We start from the raw sequence: 16,756 nt of genomic DNA, 5'->3' as shown, positions 1-16,756 counted from the left end.
GGACGCTCCAGACTCCGGCATGGTCCGCTGTCCGTGGGTGCCGGAGCACCTTGATGCCTACGTCGCCTATCACGACACCGAGTGGGGCGTGCCGTCCCGGGACTCCCGGTATCTGTTCGAAATGATCTGCCTGGAAGGCGCCCAGGCGGGTCTGTCGTGGTGGACGGTGCTGCGCAAGCGCGACCGTTATCGCGAGGTGTTCCGGAATTTCGAGCCGGCCGAGGTGGCCCGGATGACCGACCGCCAACTGGAGCGGCTCGTTGCGGATCCGGGGATCATCCGTCATCGAGGAAAGATCTTTTCGGTCCGGCAGAACGCCCGGGCGTGGCTGGATCTCGCGGACAGGGAAGGGGACCAGGTCGGGTGGCTGTGGGGATTCGTCGGGGACGAACCCAAGGTCAACCGACCGAAGGTGATGGCCGATTACCCGACGACCTCGCCCGAATCCGACGCCCTCAGCAAGGCCCTCCGCAAGGCCGGGTTCAATTTTGTCGGCTCGACCACGATGTATGCCTTCATGCAGGCGGTCGGCATGGTGGATGATCACTCGGTCAGTTGCTTTCTCGGCGGCCCCGCAAACAAGGGTTCGTAGTTCCGCCTTTAGGCGGTCTTCTGGCGAGTGAGTTGAGCGGAGGAAGCGCAAGAAGGTAGGTACGCGACTGTGTGATCGGGCGGACTCGCCAGCCCCCTGAAGGGGGGACTACGAACCCTGCTGCGTGACTGGTGGGAGGGGTTCCGTCTGGTTGCCCTCGGCGACGGACGAGCGAGGCGCTCGTCCCTACCTAGAAGCATCACCAGGTGTAATGCGCCTTGAAGGTGATCTTCCTTTCCTCATCCGGCTTCAACGGCACTTTGAACTCGATCGTCTGGGCGTCCTTCTTCTCGAACTCCATGCTGGCGTCCCGGATCTCCCAGTTCGACCAACGCCAGAGGTGCTCGCGAACAAGGATGGTCTTCGGCTCTTTCGAGCGGTTCTTCACGACCACCTCGATCGTCTCGCGCATCCAGCTTTCGCGGTCCTTGCGCTCGAAATTGGTGATGGTCCGCTCGCCGACGAGATCGAAGGCGTTCCCGGTGTAGATGCTGAGTTCCTCGTTTCGTGGTGTGTGGTCGATGTTGTTCTCGCCGACGAACTCCAGGTTGCCGTCGGCATCGTCCGCCCGGTAGAAGCGAACCCGGCCGGCCGGAAGCGGCATGCCGAGGCCGCTTTCCTCGTTGTTGGTGAACTCCCAGAAGATCGCGACGTCCTTGGAAAACTTCTGTCCCTGAATCGGATTGGTACTGCGTCCGCCGTGGTAGCGCATGTTCACCGGATCATAGATGTAGGCCTTGCTGGCCTTGACTTCGGGTGCCCGGATGAATTCGACCTGCTTCGTCTCCTTGTCGCGGATGGTGAGTTGGCGGGGCAGGGTGTAGAGGTGGAAGTCGTCGAAGGCTTTCTCTTCCACATGACCCGCTCCCGCCTGATCGGCCCTCGCCATTTCCATCATCGCCCGTCGAACGGTGGGATCCGGCTGCATGATGTTCACATCGCCCGCCACCAGTTTCACCTTCGCATCGTTGAAGACCGTGCCGCTGTGGTTGCCGATGGTGATCCAGCCGGTCATCGTCACCGTCTCCCCCTTTTCCGGCGCCACCAGATTGTAGTCGGCTTCCCAGCGAAAGCCGTTGCTCAGGTAGGAAAGCTGGGCATCGAACTCGGCGGGCTCGGCCGCTGCGATCTGCCACGAGAGGGTCGGGCGAAGGATCGAGCCGTCGCCGAGCGTCGGGAAAAGCGGCTCGCCCGGGAGTTGGAAGCGGAACTTGCCGTCGACTTCGATGATCGGCTCCTGACTCTGGCCACCGGGAACGAAACCGGAACGGATAATCTTGCCCCGGACCTTCTCGACCCTGCCGTCCGGATAAGTCGTGCGGAAGTCGATGGTCTGGCCTTCGAAGTGGTTGAGCAGCAGCCAACGGTTGACCGGGTCGTTGCGGTAGCCTTGCTCGAGAATCGAGAAATCCGCCTTGCCGGCGGGATCACGGAGAACCACCGAATCCGGTTGGACCCGGGCGGTTGCGCGGTCGAAGCTGACGAATGTCTCACCGGCCCTGAGTTTCAGCGGGACCGTCTCACGGATGACGGCGAGGTCACGGTTGTAAATGGTCAGGGCGGTTTCGGCGGAGAGCAGCGGCGTCAGGGCCGCGGCGATGAGGAGTGTGGATTTCATGGTTATCCACCATTGAATCCCTGCCGTCCGTCTGTGACATGAAACTGAGGGAATCCACCCCGTCACAGGACCGGTGCCGCGAGACGGGCGGCCCTGCAGGCGAGCCGGAAGGCGACGTTGCGCTCCGTGAAGTCTTCCATCGCCACTTCCCGGGAGCGCTCGAAGTCGTGCTCCAGCATCTCTCGTAGGTCGCTGATGAATGCCCGGTCGGTCGTCACCGCGGTGATCTCGAAATTGAGCCGGAAAGACCGGTTGTCGAGATTGCCGGTGCCGACGAATCCGTATCGATCGTCGACCAGCATCACTTTCTGGTGAAGGAAGCCGGCCGTGTAGCGGAAGAGGCGGATGCCGTAGGGGAGCGCTTCCTCGTAGAACGTGAATGCGGCGAGCCAGACCATGAGGTGATCGGCTTTCTCCGGGAGCAGGATCCGCACGTCGACACCCCGCAGTGCGGCGGTCTGAAGGGCGGTCAGCACGCCGGCGTCGGGAACGAAGTAAGGTGAGGTGATCCACAGGCGGTCCCGTGCGCTGGCACAGGCCTCGGCGACCACCAACTGCCACGAATCGGCCGGGTCGGCGGGACCCGTCGGAAGAATCGCCGTGATCTCGTCGTGAGGCTGTGGGTCACCGTCCCAGTCGAGGTCCTCGATCCGCGCGTCGGCGGCCCAATTCCAATCCTCGAGGAATACGAGTTGGATTGCCTGGACGGTCGGGCCACGCAACTGCAGGTGGGTGTCCCGCCATGCTCCGAACTTCTCGTCCCGTCCCAGATACTCGTCGCCGACATTGAGTCCGCCGATGAAGGCCTCGCGGCCGTCGACCACCACGATCTTGCGGTGGTTGCGGAAGTTGATCTGCAGCCGTGACCACCAGAATCGGTTGGTGCCGAAGGAATGGCATTCGATTCCGGCGATCTCCATCTCCCGGAGATAGCTGTGCGGCAATTTGTGGGAACCGATCTCGTCGAAGAGAAAGAACACGCGAACGCCGGCTTTCGCACGACCGATGAGCGCTTGTTGGAACTTGGTGCCGATCCGGTCGTTCTTCACGATGAAGAAGTTCACGAGGAGGTAGCGTTCCGCCGATTCGATGGCGCGGAAGATGGCCTCGAAGGTCTCGTTTCCATCGATGAGGAGTTCGATGTCATTGCCCTTGGTGAAGGGTAGGCCGCCAAGTTGCTCCGCGGCCCGGCCGAAAGCGTCATCGGGTCTCAACTCAAACTCTTTCAGGTGGCCGTGCAGATTTTCATGAAGCGTCCGGAGATCCCGGTCCTCCGCCCGGCGGGCCCGGACGTAGCCGGAGAATCGCCTGCGCCCGGCGATCCAGTAGAACGGGATGGCGATCCACGGGACCACCAGCATGCAGACGATCCACGCGATCGTGCCCTGCGCCGTGCGCCCGTGGATCAGCACGTGAATGACGTGCACCACCCCGACCGCATGGAAGAGAAGCAGTCCGAGTGCGACGCCAACGGCGGACCATTCGATTTGTCCCACATCGCCAGCCTAGCAGCCGGGAAGGGGGAGGGAAGCACGAACGGGAGGGGTGCCGTGCGGGTGAAGTGATATAAAGATAAAGAAATCGATTGACCCGGATATGGTAAATCTATATCTCCCCGCCAACCCAATTCCGAACCATGTTGTATCAAGCGCCCATTACCGACTCGAATCTCCGCGATCTTTGCGGCGGGTTCACGGGTGCGTGCCTTCATGGATCGCGGCCATCCGAGAGTCTGCCGGCAGGTTGGACCGGACCGATGGTCGAAAAGATGCCCGGAAGCAGGGGGAGATCGCTCTAGCGGCTCCAGACAGCTGAAAATCAACGATTTCGCTGCCCTGCTTCCCAACGGAAGCGGGGTTTTTTGTGCTCCGAGATCGTTGGGAAAGGGCGCGGATCCCATCCCGATCTCTTCATGAACAGGTCCTGAGACCGAATCAGTCATTCCCACATCCATTCCCTCCGCGAGTCGGAGGCGTGCTCCAACGTTTTGTATCCAGGTGTTCGATAGACACCGAAGATATATCAAAACGATTACGGAAGAGTTATGCCTTCGAGGCGGGGGAAGATAAAACGTTGACCTTGGTGTAGCGGTAGCACCCCGCGTTGTGAGCGCGGCGGCGTCGGTTCGAATCCGTCAGGTCACCCCATTTTCTCCTAAGCCATGACCACTCCCGTTCTCCATCGTATCACCGTACTGATCCTCAACCGTCACTGGTTGGCGATCGACGCGACGACCCCGGCCTGTGCCTTCACGCACCTGGCTGCCGGCACGGCGCGGGCACTCTGGATTTCGAACGGATCGTTCCAGCCTCTCGAATGGGAGGACTGGACAGGCCTCGAAGTTCCGGAAGGTGTCGCATCGGTCGGAACACCCGGTCGGCGGGTCCGGATCCCGACGGTGCTGGTGCTCAACTGCTTCGATCGCGTCCCCATGGTCCGGCCGGTATTCGGGTTCCGGGGCATCTGGGAGCGGGACGGCGGACGGTGCCAGTATTCCGGACGGGAGCTCTCGCCGGGCGAGGCGAACATCGACCATGTCGTGCCGCGCTCGCGCGGTGGCGGCGACCACTGGGAGAACTGCGTGCTCGCCGACCGCCGGATCAATACGCGCAAGGGTGCGCGGACCCCCGAAGAAGCCGGACTGCGGTTGCTGCGGGAGCCGCGGATCCCGTCGGTGGTTCCGGCCACCATGAGAATCCGCAACTTCTGGAACATCGAAGACTGGAATCATTTCTTATGAATCTCGACGTCCGAAAGCGAAGCGGCCGCGAAGGGTTTTCCCGGATCGGTTCCGCACATCCGCCTCAGGAGGTCGCATCCCAACAGTAGCTCAGGAAGGTAGAGCATCGACTGAAACTCGACGGTCGCGGGTTCGACTCCCGCCAAAACACACGGAGGTCTCCCGTTCCGGTCCCGCAAGCGGCAGCCGCGGACGGGCCTTGTGAAGGCCGCCACTCCCGGATCGCCGCGGCGACCGGTGACGCGGTGCTTCCCGCCCGGAAACGGTGGAGCGGGAGGACCTCCAACCCTCATTCACAAACCAATGGAACCATTCACCACCATTCTCATCGTCGTGGGCGCGCTTGCGCTCACTCTCGCAATCATCGCACGGAACGTCTGGCTGAAACTGGTCACGACCGTGACGGTTCACCAGCACCAGGCGACGTTGCTGTTCCGCTACGGAAAGCTGCTGCGTCAGCTTGAGGCCGGCCGCCACCGGTTGGTCGGGGCAGGGCACGAAGTCCTGACTTTCGACACCCGTTGGAAGGACATGCCGATCCAAGGCCAGGAATTCATGACCGCCGACAAGGCGGGCGTGAAGGTCAGCGGAGTCGTCCGCTACCGGATCGCCGATCCGGTGGTCTTCCAGTCGGCTTCCGACCATCCGGTTGGTGCCCTTTACATCTCGGCGCAACTCGCGTTGCGTGACGGGATCGGAGGGCTCGACCTGGAAGCGGTGCTCGAACGGAAGGCATCCCTGACGGACGCGCTCACCGAGCGCGTCCGCAAGGAGTCCGCCGAACTCGGGATCGAAGTCTCGTCCGTCGCGGTCAAGGATCTCTCGATCTCCGGCGACATCCGTCGGGTCTTCACCGAGGCACTGACCGTGCGGCAGCAGTCGCTGATCAGCCTCGAAAAGGCCCGTGCCGAAGCGGCCGCAATGCGGACGCTGGCAAACGGCGCGAGGGTCTTCGAGACCCACCCGGCCTTGCTGCAACTGAAGTTCCTCCAGACGCTCGAACGGGCCGACGGAGGTATCACCCAGCCCCTCGCTCTCGGAGCCGCCGGGCAGTGGCTGGATTTCCTCAAAAAATGACAATCCCGGGGAGGGAGGCGCTCTTCCCTCCCCATTTTTCAAACCATGAAAACTTTTCTGACCGAACGGCTGCTGCTTCGCCCGATGCAGGTCACCGACGCGGAGCCGATCACCTGCTTGCTCCAGGAGAGGCGGGTCGTCGAAACCCTCGCTGTCGTGCCTTGGCCCTACCAACGCCATCACGCCGACGAGTGGCTCGTGCGCATCCTTGGTGCCCAAGAAGATGGCCGATTCCATACATTCGCGATCACGTTGCGCGATGGCGGCGAATTCGTCGGGGTCATCGGGATCCATCCGGAAGCCAATGGCTTCTGGGCCGAAGTCGGCTACTGGCTAGGCATCGACCATTGGGGCCGCGGCTACATGACCGAGGCCTTGCAGGAGATGATCCGGTACGGCTTCGAGGAACTTGGATTGCGGCGGGTGGAATCCCACCACTTCGCCCACAACCCCGCCTCGGGCCGCGTGATGCAGAAGGCCGGGATGAATTACGAAGGCTCCCAGAAGCTGAGGGCGGCCCGCTTTGACCAACTATACGACCGAGTGAACTACGGTCTGACCGATGACGAGTGGCGGGCCGCCGCCATCGAATTAAGAACTACGGGCGAGAACGCCCGAACCACCTGAAATGAAAATTCTGACACAAGAGGACCTGATTGCCGCCGGCTACCAGCCGGGACCGGTCTTCAAGGAGATGTTCGAGAAGCTCGCGGAACTCGAAGAGCGCGGGATCACGGACAAGAAGTACGCGCTGAAGCTGCTCGCCCGCGAGTTCGGCAAGCCGTCGCCGAAGGCGATGATGCGCAAGAAGGCGGCACCCGTCGCCGAGGCGATCCGGCCGGAGACCGACGACGAGAAGTCGAACGTCGAAGCGGTCCGTCGCAAGATGGACGAGCTGCTCAAGGTGCCGGTCATCGCGCGTGGCTCGATCATGCCCGACGCCTGCCCTGCGGGTGCCGGCAAGGCGGTGATCCCGGTTGGCGGCGCGATCGCGGTTGAGAACGCGATCATTCCGTCGGCGCATTCGGCCGACATCTGCTGCTCGATGTTCGCGACCTTCTACGATGCCCGTAGTGAGGTGGCGAAGGAACTCGACGCGCTGACCACGGCGACGCGTTTCGGCCAAGGCCATCGTCATCTCGATGACCTCGTCCACGACCCGGTCCTCGACGAGGATGTGTGGAGCAACCGTTTCCTCACCGGGATGCGTGACCGCGCCCATGCACACATCGCCGACCAGGGGGATGGAAACCACTTCGCTTATCTCGGTGAGGTGGATGTCGACCCGTCGATGCTCGCAATGCTTCGGCTGACCGGGCACGGCGAACTGGCAGCGAAGCTCGAGGCAAAGCGTTACCGCGTTCTCGTGACCCATCATGGGTCGCGAGGGCTCGGCGCGCACGTCTACAAGCGCGGCCAGGCGGTGGCGCTGAAGCACACCGAGCGGGCGGGGAACCATATCCCGCCTGCCGCGGCGTGGATCGATGCAAAGTCGCCCGAAGGTCGCGAATACTGGGAGGCCCTCGAATACGTCGGTCTCTGGACCAAGGCGAACCACCGCGCGATCCATCGCCGATTCCTCGAACGGATCGGCGGGGCGTCGGTCGCGGACGTCGGCAACGAGCACAACTTCGTGTGGCAGCGTGGCGACATGTATTTCCACGGCAAGGGGGCGACTCCGGCGTGGAAGGACAGCGACGGACGTCCGCAGCTCGGGTTGATTCCGCTGAACATGGCCGAGCCGATCCTGCTGGTGCTGGGCGGCGACCGCGAGGAGTTCCTCTCGTTCGCGCCGCACGGTGCCGGCCGGAACATGTCGCGCACGGCTCTGAAGCGGAAGTTTCCCGACGAAGCGTCCAAGCGAGCCGAGATCGAGCGTTCGACCGAGGGAATCGACGTCCGTTGGTTCTGCGGTCAGCCGGACCTCAGCGAAACGCCTTGTGCCTACAAGAACGCCGCCTCGGTGAAAGCCCAGATCGGCGAGTTCGGCCTGGCCGAAGTCGTCGCGGAGATCCGTCCGCTTGGCTGCATCATGGCGGGCGATTCCGGTCGCTCTTGGCGTGATCGGGAAAAGCCTCTGACGCCGAAACAGAAGCGCCAGATCCAGCACCGCAAGGATCGCCGTCGGATGAACCAGGACCTGCGCGAGTGGTGACGATGAGTCTGCGACGAGCCAAGCGCGTGGAGAAGGACTGCTTTCGAAAGAAGGTCCGGGCTCTCCATCGGGAGCGCCGCCAATTGTGGAGGGCGACCCGCGATGCCGAAGTGGTTCCGTTGGAGAAGCCTTACCAGCGGGGCTGGTTGCGTAGCTTCCGGTGGAGCGAGACCGCACGGGGTCGGAAGGACTTCGATGACTTCGAAGGCCTTCTGGCCCTTTTTCAGTGCGAGCAGTGGTCCCGCTTTTCCGACTTCCGTCCTCCGCGCTGGCTCACATGGACGGGCCGGATGAGATGGGCTCCCTATCTGAAGTTCAAACCGCGTGAGTTGCTTCGTCGCTGCGAGTCTCCGGGGTGGACCCGGTATTTCGAGATCTCCAGTCGCCGGCCCGTGGAAGGCAGCGGCCATCTCCGCTCGTTGATTGCGATCGGATGGGGCGGAGTGGTCCGCTTCAGCCATCCCGAGTGGCTGGTGCCACGGATCGAACCGTTCATGGTCACCCACCGGCGCATCGTGCAACCGGAGGCCGAGGCACGGCTTGCCGAGATCCAAAGGTGGATCGACCGACACGGAGGGGAGGCGGTCTTCATGCGTGCGCTGGAGGAACGAAGATGGCTTGAGATAGACGACCGGCATCGGCGGAGAGCCGAGGCGGACCTGAGGGAAGTCAGGGAGGAATTGGAAGGGCGCGGATTCATCCGCGCCTTTCGCGTATGGTTCCGGAGCGAGCTAAAGCTCGCGGTCCAATCCATCGCTGGCTAGACCGGGAGGCGTGACGCTTGAGATCTCCACGCCTGCGCTGCTCTTTCCGGCGATCAGCTTGCTGTTCCTGTCGTTCACCAACCGCTTCCTCCATCTGTCAGCGTTGATCCGTGAACTGCATCGCGACTGGCTTGAACGTCGGGACGACACGCTGATGGACCAGATCTCGAATCTCAGGAAGCGCCTCGTACTGATCCGTTGGATGCAGTTTCTAGGGGCGGTCAGCTTGTTTCTCTGCGTGACCGCGATGGTGCTTGTGGTCGCCGGGGTCCAGAAGATCGCGGTGCCCTGTTTCGCCACCGCCTTGGTCCTGATGGGCGGTTCGCTGGCGTGCCTGATGGTCGAGGTTTGGATTTCCGGAGGCGCCCTGAGAATCCTGCTCAAGACGATCGAGGATCGGAAGTAATGACTCCCCCGGTGCGTATGCCTCGGACGATGTTCCGATTCCTGCTCGCTCTCTTCCTCGTCGTCGCTGCCAGCGCCAAGCCTCCGAACGTGATCGTCATCCTCGCTGACGATCAGGGATGGGGGGATCTGAGCATGAACGGCAATCGGGACCTCTCCACTCCGCACATCGATTCGCTCGCGGCGCAGGGGGCGAGTTTCGACCGCTTTTTTGTTCAGCCCGTATGCGCCCCGACGCGGGCCGAATTCCTCACGGGCCGGTTCTTTTCGCGCACGGGCGTGCGGGGCGTGTCGACGGGTGACGAACGGCTGAATCCCGACGAACGCACGCTTGCCGATGTGCTCAAGGAAGCGGGCTACGCGACGGCGGCCTTTGGGAAATGGCACAACGGAACCCAACCGCCCTATCACCCCAACGATCGTGGCTTCGAGCACTACGAAGGGTTTACTTCGGGGCATTGGGGGCACTACTTCGATCCGTGGCTCGAGCGGAATGGCGAGCTGTTCAAGGCGGCCGGCTACATCACCGACGACCTCACCGATCGGGCCTTGAAATTCATGGGGGAGAATACCGGCGGTCCGTTCTTCTGCTACATCGCCTACTGCACGCCGCACTCGCCGATGCAGGTGCCCGACCGGTTCTTCGACAAGTTCGCCGACAAGAAGCTGGAGATGGAATACGGTGGCTTTCCCGGTCGCGAAGCGCACACCCGCGCCGCGCTGGCGATGGTGGAGAACGTCGATGAGAATGTCGGTCGCGTGCTCGACAGTCTCAAGCGGTCAGGCATCGCCGATAATACGATCGTGATCTACTTCTCCGACAACGGTCCGAACGGCCCAAGATGGAATGGCGGGATGAAGGGGACGAAGGGCAGCGTCGACGAAGGTGGCGTGCGGGTGCCGTGCGTGGTGCGATGGCCGGAGCGGATCAAGCCGGGCACTGCAATCAAGTCGGTCGCCGGTGCGGTGGACCTGCTACCGACCCTCGCTGCGGCGGCCGGAGTGTCGGTGGGTGCGGAGAAGCCTCTCGACGGTGTGAATCTGTTGCCAGCGTTGGAAGGGAAGGCAGAGACTCCGCAGGATCGTCTGTTGATCTCGGTCCAAGGTCGTGGAGAGCGGGCCCGATGCAGTGTGCGGAGCCAGCGGTTTCGCTGGGTGAAAGGCGGGGGACTTTATGATCCGATGAAGGATCCTGGACAGAAGAAGGACCTGACGGCGGAGTATCCGGATGAGGGGAAGAGGATGCGGGATTTCGCCACAAAGTATCTCGCCGAGGTCGCACCGAACCTGAAGAACGACCAACGACCCTTCACGGTGGGTTACAGTCCGGTGACCTGGCTTCCGGCGCGCGACGGAGTTCCGAAAGGAGGCGTGAAGCGTAGCGGGCGGGCTCCGAACTGCTCCTTTTTCACCCACTGGACCAAGCCGTCCGACTCGATCGAGTGGCACGTCAAGGTGGGCTCAGCCGGTCGATACGAAGCGATCCTACACTACACCTGCCCGGAGTCCGACGTCGGTTCGTCGATCGAGCTCTCGCTGGGCGATGCCAAACTGCATGCCACCATCACCGAGGCCCATGACCCGCCCCTGTATGGCATGGAAAGCGACCGCAGCGATCGCGGTGGGTCGGAGTCGTTCGTGAAGGATTTCAAGCCGATGCGGTTGGGTGAGATTGATCTGCCAGAGGGCGAAGGCACACTCCGGTTGAAGGCGATCGAGGTGCCGGGCGATTCCGTGGCCGAGGTGCGATGGATCGAATTGCGGCGATCCGAGGATTGAAGCGTGGCATGGGGAGCTGCCATAGGTTTTGCATGAAACGGGTGATTCTCGGTGCGTCGCTTCTCCTCGCGATCGGTTCTGCAACGGCCGCCGGGCTCGACGCTTATGTGGAGCGATTCAACCGGGAGGACGAAGAGCTCTATTCGAACATCCCGAACTCGGAAGCGCTCGCGTTCTTGCGGAAGAACATTCCGCTCTTCGAATGTCCGGACGAGGATATCGAACGCACCTACTACTTCCGCTGGTGGACCTACCGGAAGCACGTCCGCAAGACGCCCGAGGGCTACGTCGTGACCGAGTTTCTTCCGCAGGTATCGTGGTCTAGGAAATACAACACGATCTGCTGTCCGGCGGGACACCAGTTCCGCGAAGGGCGCTGGCTGCACGATGGCGAAATCATATCTGATTATGCCCGCTTCTACTTCGGCGGTGGTGGGAAGCCGCGGCAGTACAGCTTCTGGGCCGCCGATTCGGTGCTGAACTACTGCATGGTCCGTGGAGATGACACGCTCGCGTTGGATCTGCTGGATGAGTTGGTTGGGAACTACCGGGAGTGGGAGAAGGTCCGCCTGCTTCCAGACGGGCTGTTCTGGCAGATTGACGATCGCGACGGGATGGAAGTGTCTGTCGGTGGCAGCGGCAGGCGTCCGACGATCAACAGCTACATGTTTGGCGACGCGCGGGCGATCGCGTCGATCGCCACCAAGGCAGGTCGGCCCGAGATCGCGAAAGAGTTCACTGCCAAGGCGGAGCGCTTGCGTGAATTGGTCAACGAGCGGTTGTGGAGCGAGAAGGACAAGTTCTACAAGACCCTGCCGGGTAAGGGGAGCGCGGCGAGTTCCGAGGAGGCCGAAGAGTGGGTTGATGTGCGCGAACAGCACGGATTCACGCCGTGGTATTTCCATCTTCCCGAGAAGGGGAAGGGGCGCGAAGTCGCATGGCGGCAACTGATGGATCCGAAGGGGTTCCGCGCGCCGTTCGGCCCGACGACCGCGGAGCGGAGGCATCCCGGTTTCAAGATTTCCTACGAAGGTCACGAGTGCCAGTGGAATGGACCGAGTTGGCCTTTCGCGACGAGCGTCACGCTCACGGCGATGGCGAACGTGTTGAACGATTATCCGCAGCAGGCGATCTCGCGTCAGGATTACCTGGAGGTCCTCAAGACCTACGCCCGAAGTCACCAGCGGGAGAAAGATGACGGCAGTGTGGTCTGCTGGATCGATGAGAACCTGAACCCGCTCACCGGCGACTGGATTTCCCGCACCCGGTTGAAGTCGTGGAAAGACGGAACCTGGGACCCGGGCAAGGGCGGGAAGGAAAGGGGCAAGGACTACAACCACTCGACCTTCTGCGATCTCGTGATCACCGGGTTGGTCGGGCTCCGGCCGCGGGCGGACGATGTGGTCGAGGTCAACCCGCTGATCCCGCAGGACGGCTGGGACTGGTGCCGGATGAGCAACCTGCTCTATCGCGGTCGCCTGTTGACCATCCAGTGGGATCGCGATGGCAGCCGGTTCGGCAACGGCGCGGGGCTGAAAGTGTTTGCCGACGGCAAGCTGATCGCCGAAGCGGACGGGTTGCAGCGTGTGAGCGGCAAGCTCCCCTGAGCAGGCAAAGGCTCTTCGGGATTGATGCCTCCTCCCGACCGTTCATGATTTCCGGAGTGGATCTTTTCTCGCCGAACAAGCCGTCGGAACCGAAGGCGCTCAGTGTCACGCAGCTGGTGCGGCGGATGAAGAACCTGCTCGAGATCGAGCTGGGCGAGCAGTGGGTGGAAGGAGAGGTGTCGAACCTGCGCAAGCAGGGCAGCGGTCACTGGTATTTCTCGCTGAAGGACGAGCGGGCCCAGATTTCCTGCGCGATGTTCGGCGCGCGCAAGCGACCGGGAGCGGATGTGCTGGATGACGGAGCCAAGGTCCGGGTGTTCGCCGAACCGAGCGTTTATGAAGCGCGCGGGCAACTGCAGATCATCGTCAGCAAGGTGGAGCTCGCCGGCCAGGGGGAACTCCAGGCCCGTTTCGAGGCGTTGAAGCGGAAGCTGGAGGCGGAGGGGTTGTTCGCCGCGGAACGGAAGAAGAAGCTGCCTGCATTCCCGATGCGGATCGGCTTGGTGACATCCGGCACGGGCGCCGCGATCCGCGACATGCTGAACGTGCTCGAGCGTCGTGCGCCGTGGGTCGAACCGGTGCTTTTCCCGGTCCGGGTGCAGGGGAAGGGGGCTGAGCGCGAGATCGCCGAGGCGATCCGGCAGATGGGCGATCCGGAGAAATACGAGATCCCCCGCTGCGACTTGCTAATTGTCGGTCGCGGAGGCGGCTCGCTCGAGGATCTCTGGAATTTCAACGAGGAGATTGTTGCCCGTGCGATTGCCGATTGTCCGCTGCCGGTGATCTCGGCGGTCGGTCACGAGATTGACTTCACGATCGCCGACTTCGTGGCGGATCTGAGGGCGCCGACGCCGAGCGCTGCCGCCGAGCTGGCGGTGCCGGATGGCGACGAATTGCGAACCCGGCTCGGGACTTTGGGACGTCGGCTCTCGAGGCGTGTCGCCGAGCGGGTCGAACGCTTGGAGCTTGTGCTCGAGAATGCCAAGCGCGGCGTTCTTTCCCGCGGCGGCGAGCGGCTGCTGCGCGAGCCTGCGATGAAGGTCGATGCCCTGCGCGACCGGATGAATGTCGCGGCCCAGGCAGTCTGGCGCGAGAAGGTGATCGATGTCCGGTCGCTGCGACGCGCTCTGGAATCGCGGCACCCGCAGAGACTGCTGGCCCAGCAGGCGGAACTCGCCCGGGGACTTGCCGGCCGTCTGGCGCGTGCCGGACAGGCGGGCCTCGCCGACCGCGAACAGCAACTGAAGCGTCTCTCCGGCATGCTGCGCGCGCTTGGACCGGAGTCGGCCTTCGAGCGTGGCTTTTCGATCACCCTCGATGCCGAGGGGCGGGTCGTGCGCTCGGTCGATCAGGTGAAAAAAGGCGGGGAGTTGCGAACCAAGCTTCGCGACGGGGAAGTCGTCAGTGAAGTCAAGAGGACGGAGTCCGGCGGCGGCCAATGAACCAGCCGATCCCGCCCCAAATTCTGCTCGGCGCCTATGCGCAGGGAGTTTTCCCGATGTCGGACGATGGTGAGATCTCGTGGTTCTCGCCCGTCATGCGTGGTGTGATTCCGCTCGATGATCGCTTTCGCATTCCCAAGGGGCTGCGGCGGGCGCTGAAGAAGCAGCCCTTCGAGATCCGGATGGACACGGCCTTCAAGGAGGTGATGGAGGCCTGTGCGGAGCGTGACGAGACGTGGATCGACGACAACATCATCGCGAGTTACGTCATGCTCTTCAAACTCGGCTGGGCGCACTCGATCGAGTGCTGGGACGAAGACGGTCTGCAAGGTGGACTGTATGGCGTCCGTCTCGGGCGTGCGTTCTTCGGCGAGAGTATGTTTTCCCGGAAGACCGACGCGTCGAAGATCGCGCTGGTGCATCTCGTCGAGTGGCTGCGCGAAAAGGGAAGCATCCTCCTCGATACCCAGTGGATGACCGACCATCTCCGCCAGTTCGGTGGCTACGAAGTGCCGCGGGCGGAGTATCTGGCGATGCTCGACGAGGCTTTTCAGAGAGGGGAGCGGGAGACCTAGGGGCTTGAAGCGAAAGTCGCGGTCCCGGGTGATTCATTCGTCCCGTTCGGGTTCCTGGCTTCCAACCGGGTATTCACGGGCAGAGGCGGCCTCGTCGAAAGCCGCTCTCAAAAGCCGGGCCGCGGCACCGCTGGCCTTTTCGAGGGCTTTTTCCTTCAGCGCCTCACGAGTGGTGGCAATCGCGACAATCTCCTGAGGCTCCTTGGTCAGGTCCACGGTCGCTTCAAGGAACCGGGAGTCGATGATCCTGATCCGGTCCCATGACCACTTCGTGTAGCGGGTGCGTCCTTTCTTCAGTTGCTCGCGGCGTGGTTCTCCGGAGTCATCGATCCACTCCACTGTGATGTTCGCGATCGGCTCGCCCGACTCGCGCTTCACGACGACCGGAACCGTGCAGACGTTTTCCCACAGTTTGAAGCCACCGAAGACGGTGCCTCCCAAGAGGACGATGATCAGGTAGATCCAGAGTGTTCGGGCCCGCCTCTGCAGGAACTTGGGACGGGAAAGGTGTCGCTTGGACGGTCGCGGCCGCCTTTTGCCGACGATCCACAGGATTCCCCAGACGAGCAGCTCGATCAGGAGAGCCAGCAACTCGATGAGCGCGAACAGACCCTCCACGAGTGCGCCGAGCAACGCGACCAGTGCTTCGACGAGGGCTACCAGCGGAGTGAAAGGGTCATCCACCCGGGTTTTCTAGGCGCGGATTCGCGGCCGCGAAACGCAAATCCGGGAGCGTTCTGTGGAGAGAAAGCCTCCTCGGGCATTGAATCTTGACCGCCCCCGCGGCTCCCCCCAGCGTCGCGCCGGAAATTTCCGCGTCATGAATATCCACGAGTACCAGGCCAAGGAGCTGTTTGATCAATTCGGCGTGCCGAGCCCGAAAGGGAAGGTCGCCTCGACCCCGGAAGAGGCCGCGGAGGCGGCGAAGGAATTCGCCGGGTCGCAGCTGGTGATCAAGGCCCAGGTCCACGCCGGCGGACGCGGCAAGGGACACTTCAAGAACGGCTTCCAAGGCGGTGTCCACCTGATCGAGTCGCCCGAAAAAGCCGCGGAATTCGCCGGCAAGATGCTCAACGAGACGCTGGTGACCGTGCAGACCGGTGAGGCTGGCCGTCTGGTCCGCAAGGTGATGGTCGCCGAAGCGGTCGACATTTCCCACGAGTACTACCTGTCGATCCTGATGGACCGCGCCACCTGCCGGCCGGTGATCGTCGCTTCGACCGAAGGCGGGATGAGCATCGAGGACGTCGCCCACGACACGCCCGAGAAGATCATCCGCCAGTTCGTCCACCCGCTCCTCGGCCTGCAGGCCTATGAGATTCGCAAGCTGGCATCCGCGCTCGGGCTTTCCGGCGACATCGCCAAGCAGTTCGGCAAGCTGCTCAAGAACCTCTACAAGCTCTTCATCTCCTGCGATTGCTCGATGCTCGAGATCAACCCGCTGGTGACCACTCCCGACGGCCGCGTGCTGGCCCTCGATGCCAAGTTCGGCTTCGACGACAACGCGCTCTACCGCCACCCGGACATCGTCGCCATGCGCGACACCGAGGAGGAGGACCCCCGCGAGGTCGCCGCTTCCGAGTTCGACCTGAACTACATCGGTCTCGACGGCAACATCGCGTGCCTCGTCAACGGCGCCGGTCTCGCGATGGCCACGATGGACATCATCAAGCACTACGGTGGCGATCCCGCCAACTTCCTCGACGTCGGTGGTGGCGCCTCGAAGGAGCAGGTGGCCGCAGCGTTCAAGATCATCCTCGGTGACCCGAACGTGAAAGGCATCCTGATCAATATTTTCGGCGGCATCATGGACTGCAACGTGATTGCCGAGGGCGTGATCGCGGCCGCCAAGGAAACCGGCCTTCCGCTGCCGCTGGTCGTCCGCCTCGAGGGCAACAACGTCGAAGCCGGCAAGGCGGCGCTCGCGTCAAGTGGCCTGAACATCGTATCCGCCGACAGCATGGCCGACGGAGCCCAGAAGATTGTCGCTGCCGTAGGCTGA

Annotated in this window: 15 protein-coding genes and 2 tRNA genes; 14 read left to right on the top strand and 3 right to left on the bottom strand. The window is 62.7% G+C overall.

The genetic code is table 11. The features are described from left to right. Positions 1-19 precede the first annotated feature (19 nt). Entirely contained in the window at positions 20-592 is a 573-nt protein-coding gene (locus tag HAHE_RS01960; RefSeq protein ID WP_338688128.1) for a DNA-3-methyladenine glycosylase I, read from the top strand. Between the two features lie 199 nt (positions 593-791). Here the strand turns inward: HAHE_RS01960 and HAHE_RS01955 are convergent, their stop codons facing one another. Continuing rightward, positions 792-2,210 carry a DUF4139 domain-containing protein gene (locus tag HAHE_RS01955; protein WP_338688127.1) on the bottom strand — a complete coding sequence of 473 codons (1,419 nt, stop codon included), beginning with the start codon at positions 2,208-2,210 and terminating at the stop codon, positions 792-794. A gap of 62 nt (positions 2,211-2,272) precedes the next feature. Then, the gene (cls, locus tag HAHE_RS01950; protein WP_338688126.1) at positions 2,273-3,706 is read right to left on the bottom strand and encodes a cardiolipin synthase; all 1,434 of its coding nucleotides are present in this window, start codon (positions 3,704-3,706) and stop codon (positions 2,273-2,275) included. A 576-nt stretch (positions 3,707-4,282) separates the two neighbouring features. Here cls and HAHE_RS01945 point away from each other — a divergent pair. The 12 genes from HAHE_RS01945 (at position 4,283) to aat (ending at position 14,754) form a co-directional block, all read left to right on the top strand. Continuing rightward, positions 4,283-4,357 (top strand) — tRNA-His (locus HAHE_RS01945). A 14-nt stretch (positions 4,358-4,371) separates the two neighbouring features. Further along, entirely contained in the window at positions 4,372-4,950 is a 579-nt protein-coding gene (locus HAHE_RS01940; RefSeq protein WP_338688125.1) for an HNH endonuclease, read from the top strand. A gap of 87 nt (positions 4,951-5,037) precedes the next feature. Beyond that, positions 5,038-5,094 (top strand) — tRNA-Phe (locus HAHE_RS01935). A gap of 159 nt (positions 5,095-5,253) precedes the next feature. After that, entirely contained in the window at positions 5,254-6,027 is a 774-nt protein-coding gene (locus HAHE_RS01930; protein ID WP_338688123.1) for a slipin family protein, read from the top strand. Between the two features lie 45 nt (positions 6,028-6,072). Then, positions 6,073-6,654, top strand: a complete 582-nt coding sequence (locus tag HAHE_RS01925) for a GNAT family N-acetyltransferase (protein WP_338688121.1) — start codon at positions 6,073-6,075, stop codon at positions 6,652-6,654. A gap of 1 nt (position 6,655) precedes the next feature. Then, positions 6,656-8,182, top strand: coding sequence for an RtcB family protein (locus HAHE_RS01920; protein ID WP_338688118.1), 1,527 nt, complete (start codon positions 6,656-6,658; stop codon positions 8,180-8,182). A gap of 2 nt (positions 8,183-8,184) precedes the next feature. After that, positions 8,185-8,946, top strand: a complete 762-nt coding sequence (locus HAHE_RS01915; protein ID WP_338688116.1) for a hypothetical protein — start codon at positions 8,185-8,187, stop codon at positions 8,944-8,946. Positions 8,947-8,956: 10 nt separating this feature from the next. Continuing rightward, a complete protein-coding gene (locus HAHE_RS01910) occupies positions 8,957-9,352 on the top strand; it encodes a DUF2721 domain-containing protein (RefSeq protein WP_338688115.1) in 396 nt (131 codons plus the stop codon). A 29-nt stretch (positions 9,353-9,381) separates the two neighbouring features. Then, complete coding sequence (locus HAHE_RS01905) at positions 9,382-11,130, top strand: arylsulfatase (RefSeq protein ID WP_338688114.1); 1,749 nt, start codon at positions 9,382-9,384, stop codon at positions 11,128-11,130. A gap of 32 nt (positions 11,131-11,162) precedes the next feature. Next, positions 11,163-12,737, top strand: coding sequence for an MGH1-like glycoside hydrolase domain-containing protein (locus HAHE_RS01900; RefSeq protein ID WP_338688112.1), 1,575 nt, complete (start codon positions 11,163-11,165; stop codon positions 12,735-12,737). Positions 12,738-12,781: 44 nt separating this feature from the next. Then, a complete protein-coding gene (xseA, locus tag HAHE_RS01895; protein ID WP_338688109.1) occupies positions 12,782-14,179 on the top strand; it encodes an exodeoxyribonuclease VII large subunit in 1,398 nt (465 codons plus the stop codon). Then, positions 14,176-14,754, top strand: coding sequence for a leucyl/phenylalanyl-tRNA--protein transferase (gene aat / locus HAHE_RS01890; protein WP_338688107.1), 579 nt, complete (start codon positions 14,176-14,178; stop codon positions 14,752-14,754). The genes xseA and aat overlap by 4 nt, the downstream gene beginning before the upstream one ends. A gap of 33 nt (positions 14,755-14,787) precedes the next feature. Here aat and HAHE_RS01885 read toward each other — a convergent pair whose 3' ends face one another. Beyond that, positions 14,788-15,438 carry a hypothetical protein gene (locus HAHE_RS01885; RefSeq protein WP_338688105.1) on the bottom strand — a complete coding sequence of 217 codons (651 nt, stop codon included), beginning with the start codon at positions 15,436-15,438 and terminating at the stop codon, positions 14,788-14,790. A 136-nt stretch (positions 15,439-15,574) separates the two neighbouring features. Here HAHE_RS01885 and sucC point away from each other — a divergent pair, with 136 nt between their 5' ends. Then, positions 15,575-16,756, top strand: a complete 1,182-nt coding sequence (sucC, locus tag HAHE_RS01880; protein ID WP_338688103.1) for an ADP-forming succinate--CoA ligase subunit beta — start codon at positions 15,575-15,577, stop codon at positions 16,754-16,756.

The sequence above is a fragment of the Haloferula helveola genome (genome assembly GCF_037076345.1).
Taxonomy (GTDB): domain Bacteria; phylum Verrucomicrobiota; class Verrucomicrobiia; order Verrucomicrobiales; family Akkermansiaceae; genus Haloferula; species Haloferula helveola.
This window is presented reverse-complemented; position numbering and strand designations above follow the sequence as displayed.

Excerpts from the sequence above, each read along its gene's own strand:
- HAHE_RS01960 (WP_338688128.1), top strand. The coding sequence starts at position 20 with ATGGTCCGCTGTCCGTGGGTGCCGGAGCACCTTGATGCCTACGTCGCC.
- HAHE_RS01955 (WP_338688127.1), bottom strand. The coding sequence starts at position 2,210 with ATGAAATCCACACTCCTCATCGCCGCGGCCCTGACGCCGCTGCTCTCC.
- HAHE_RS01940 (WP_338688125.1), top strand. The coding sequence starts at position 4,372 with ATGACCACTCCCGTTCTCCATCGTATCACCGTACTGATCCTCAACCGT.
- HAHE_RS01930 (WP_338688123.1), top strand. The coding sequence starts at position 5,254 with ATGGAACCATTCACCACCATTCTCATCGTCGTGGGCGCGCTTGCGCTC.
- HAHE_RS01925 (WP_338688121.1), top strand. The coding sequence starts at position 6,073 with ATGAAAACTTTTCTGACCGAACGGCTGCTGCTTCGCCCGATGCAGGTC.
- HAHE_RS01920 (WP_338688118.1), top strand. The coding sequence starts at position 6,656 with ATGAAAATTCTGACACAAGAGGACCTGATTGCCGCCGGCTACCAGCCG.
- HAHE_RS01915 (WP_338688116.1), top strand. The coding sequence starts at position 8,185 with ATGAGTCTGCGACGAGCCAAGCGCGTGGAGAAGGACTGCTTTCGAAAG.
- HAHE_RS01905 (WP_338688114.1), top strand. The coding sequence starts at position 9,382 with ATGTTCCGATTCCTGCTCGCTCTCTTCCTCGTCGTCGCTGCCAGCGCC.
- HAHE_RS01900 (WP_338688112.1), top strand. The coding sequence starts at position 11,163 with ATGAAACGGGTGATTCTCGGTGCGTCGCTTCTCCTCGCGATCGGTTCT.
- xseA (WP_338688109.1), top strand. The coding sequence starts at position 12,782 with ATGATTTCCGGAGTGGATCTTTTCTCGCCGAACAAGCCGTCGGAACCG.
- aat (WP_338688107.1), top strand. The coding sequence starts at position 14,176 with ATGAACCAGCCGATCCCGCCCCAAATTCTGCTCGGCGCCTATGCGCAG.
- sucC (WP_338688103.1), top strand. The coding sequence starts at position 15,575 with ATGAATATCCACGAGTACCAGGCCAAGGAGCTGTTTGATCAATTCGGC.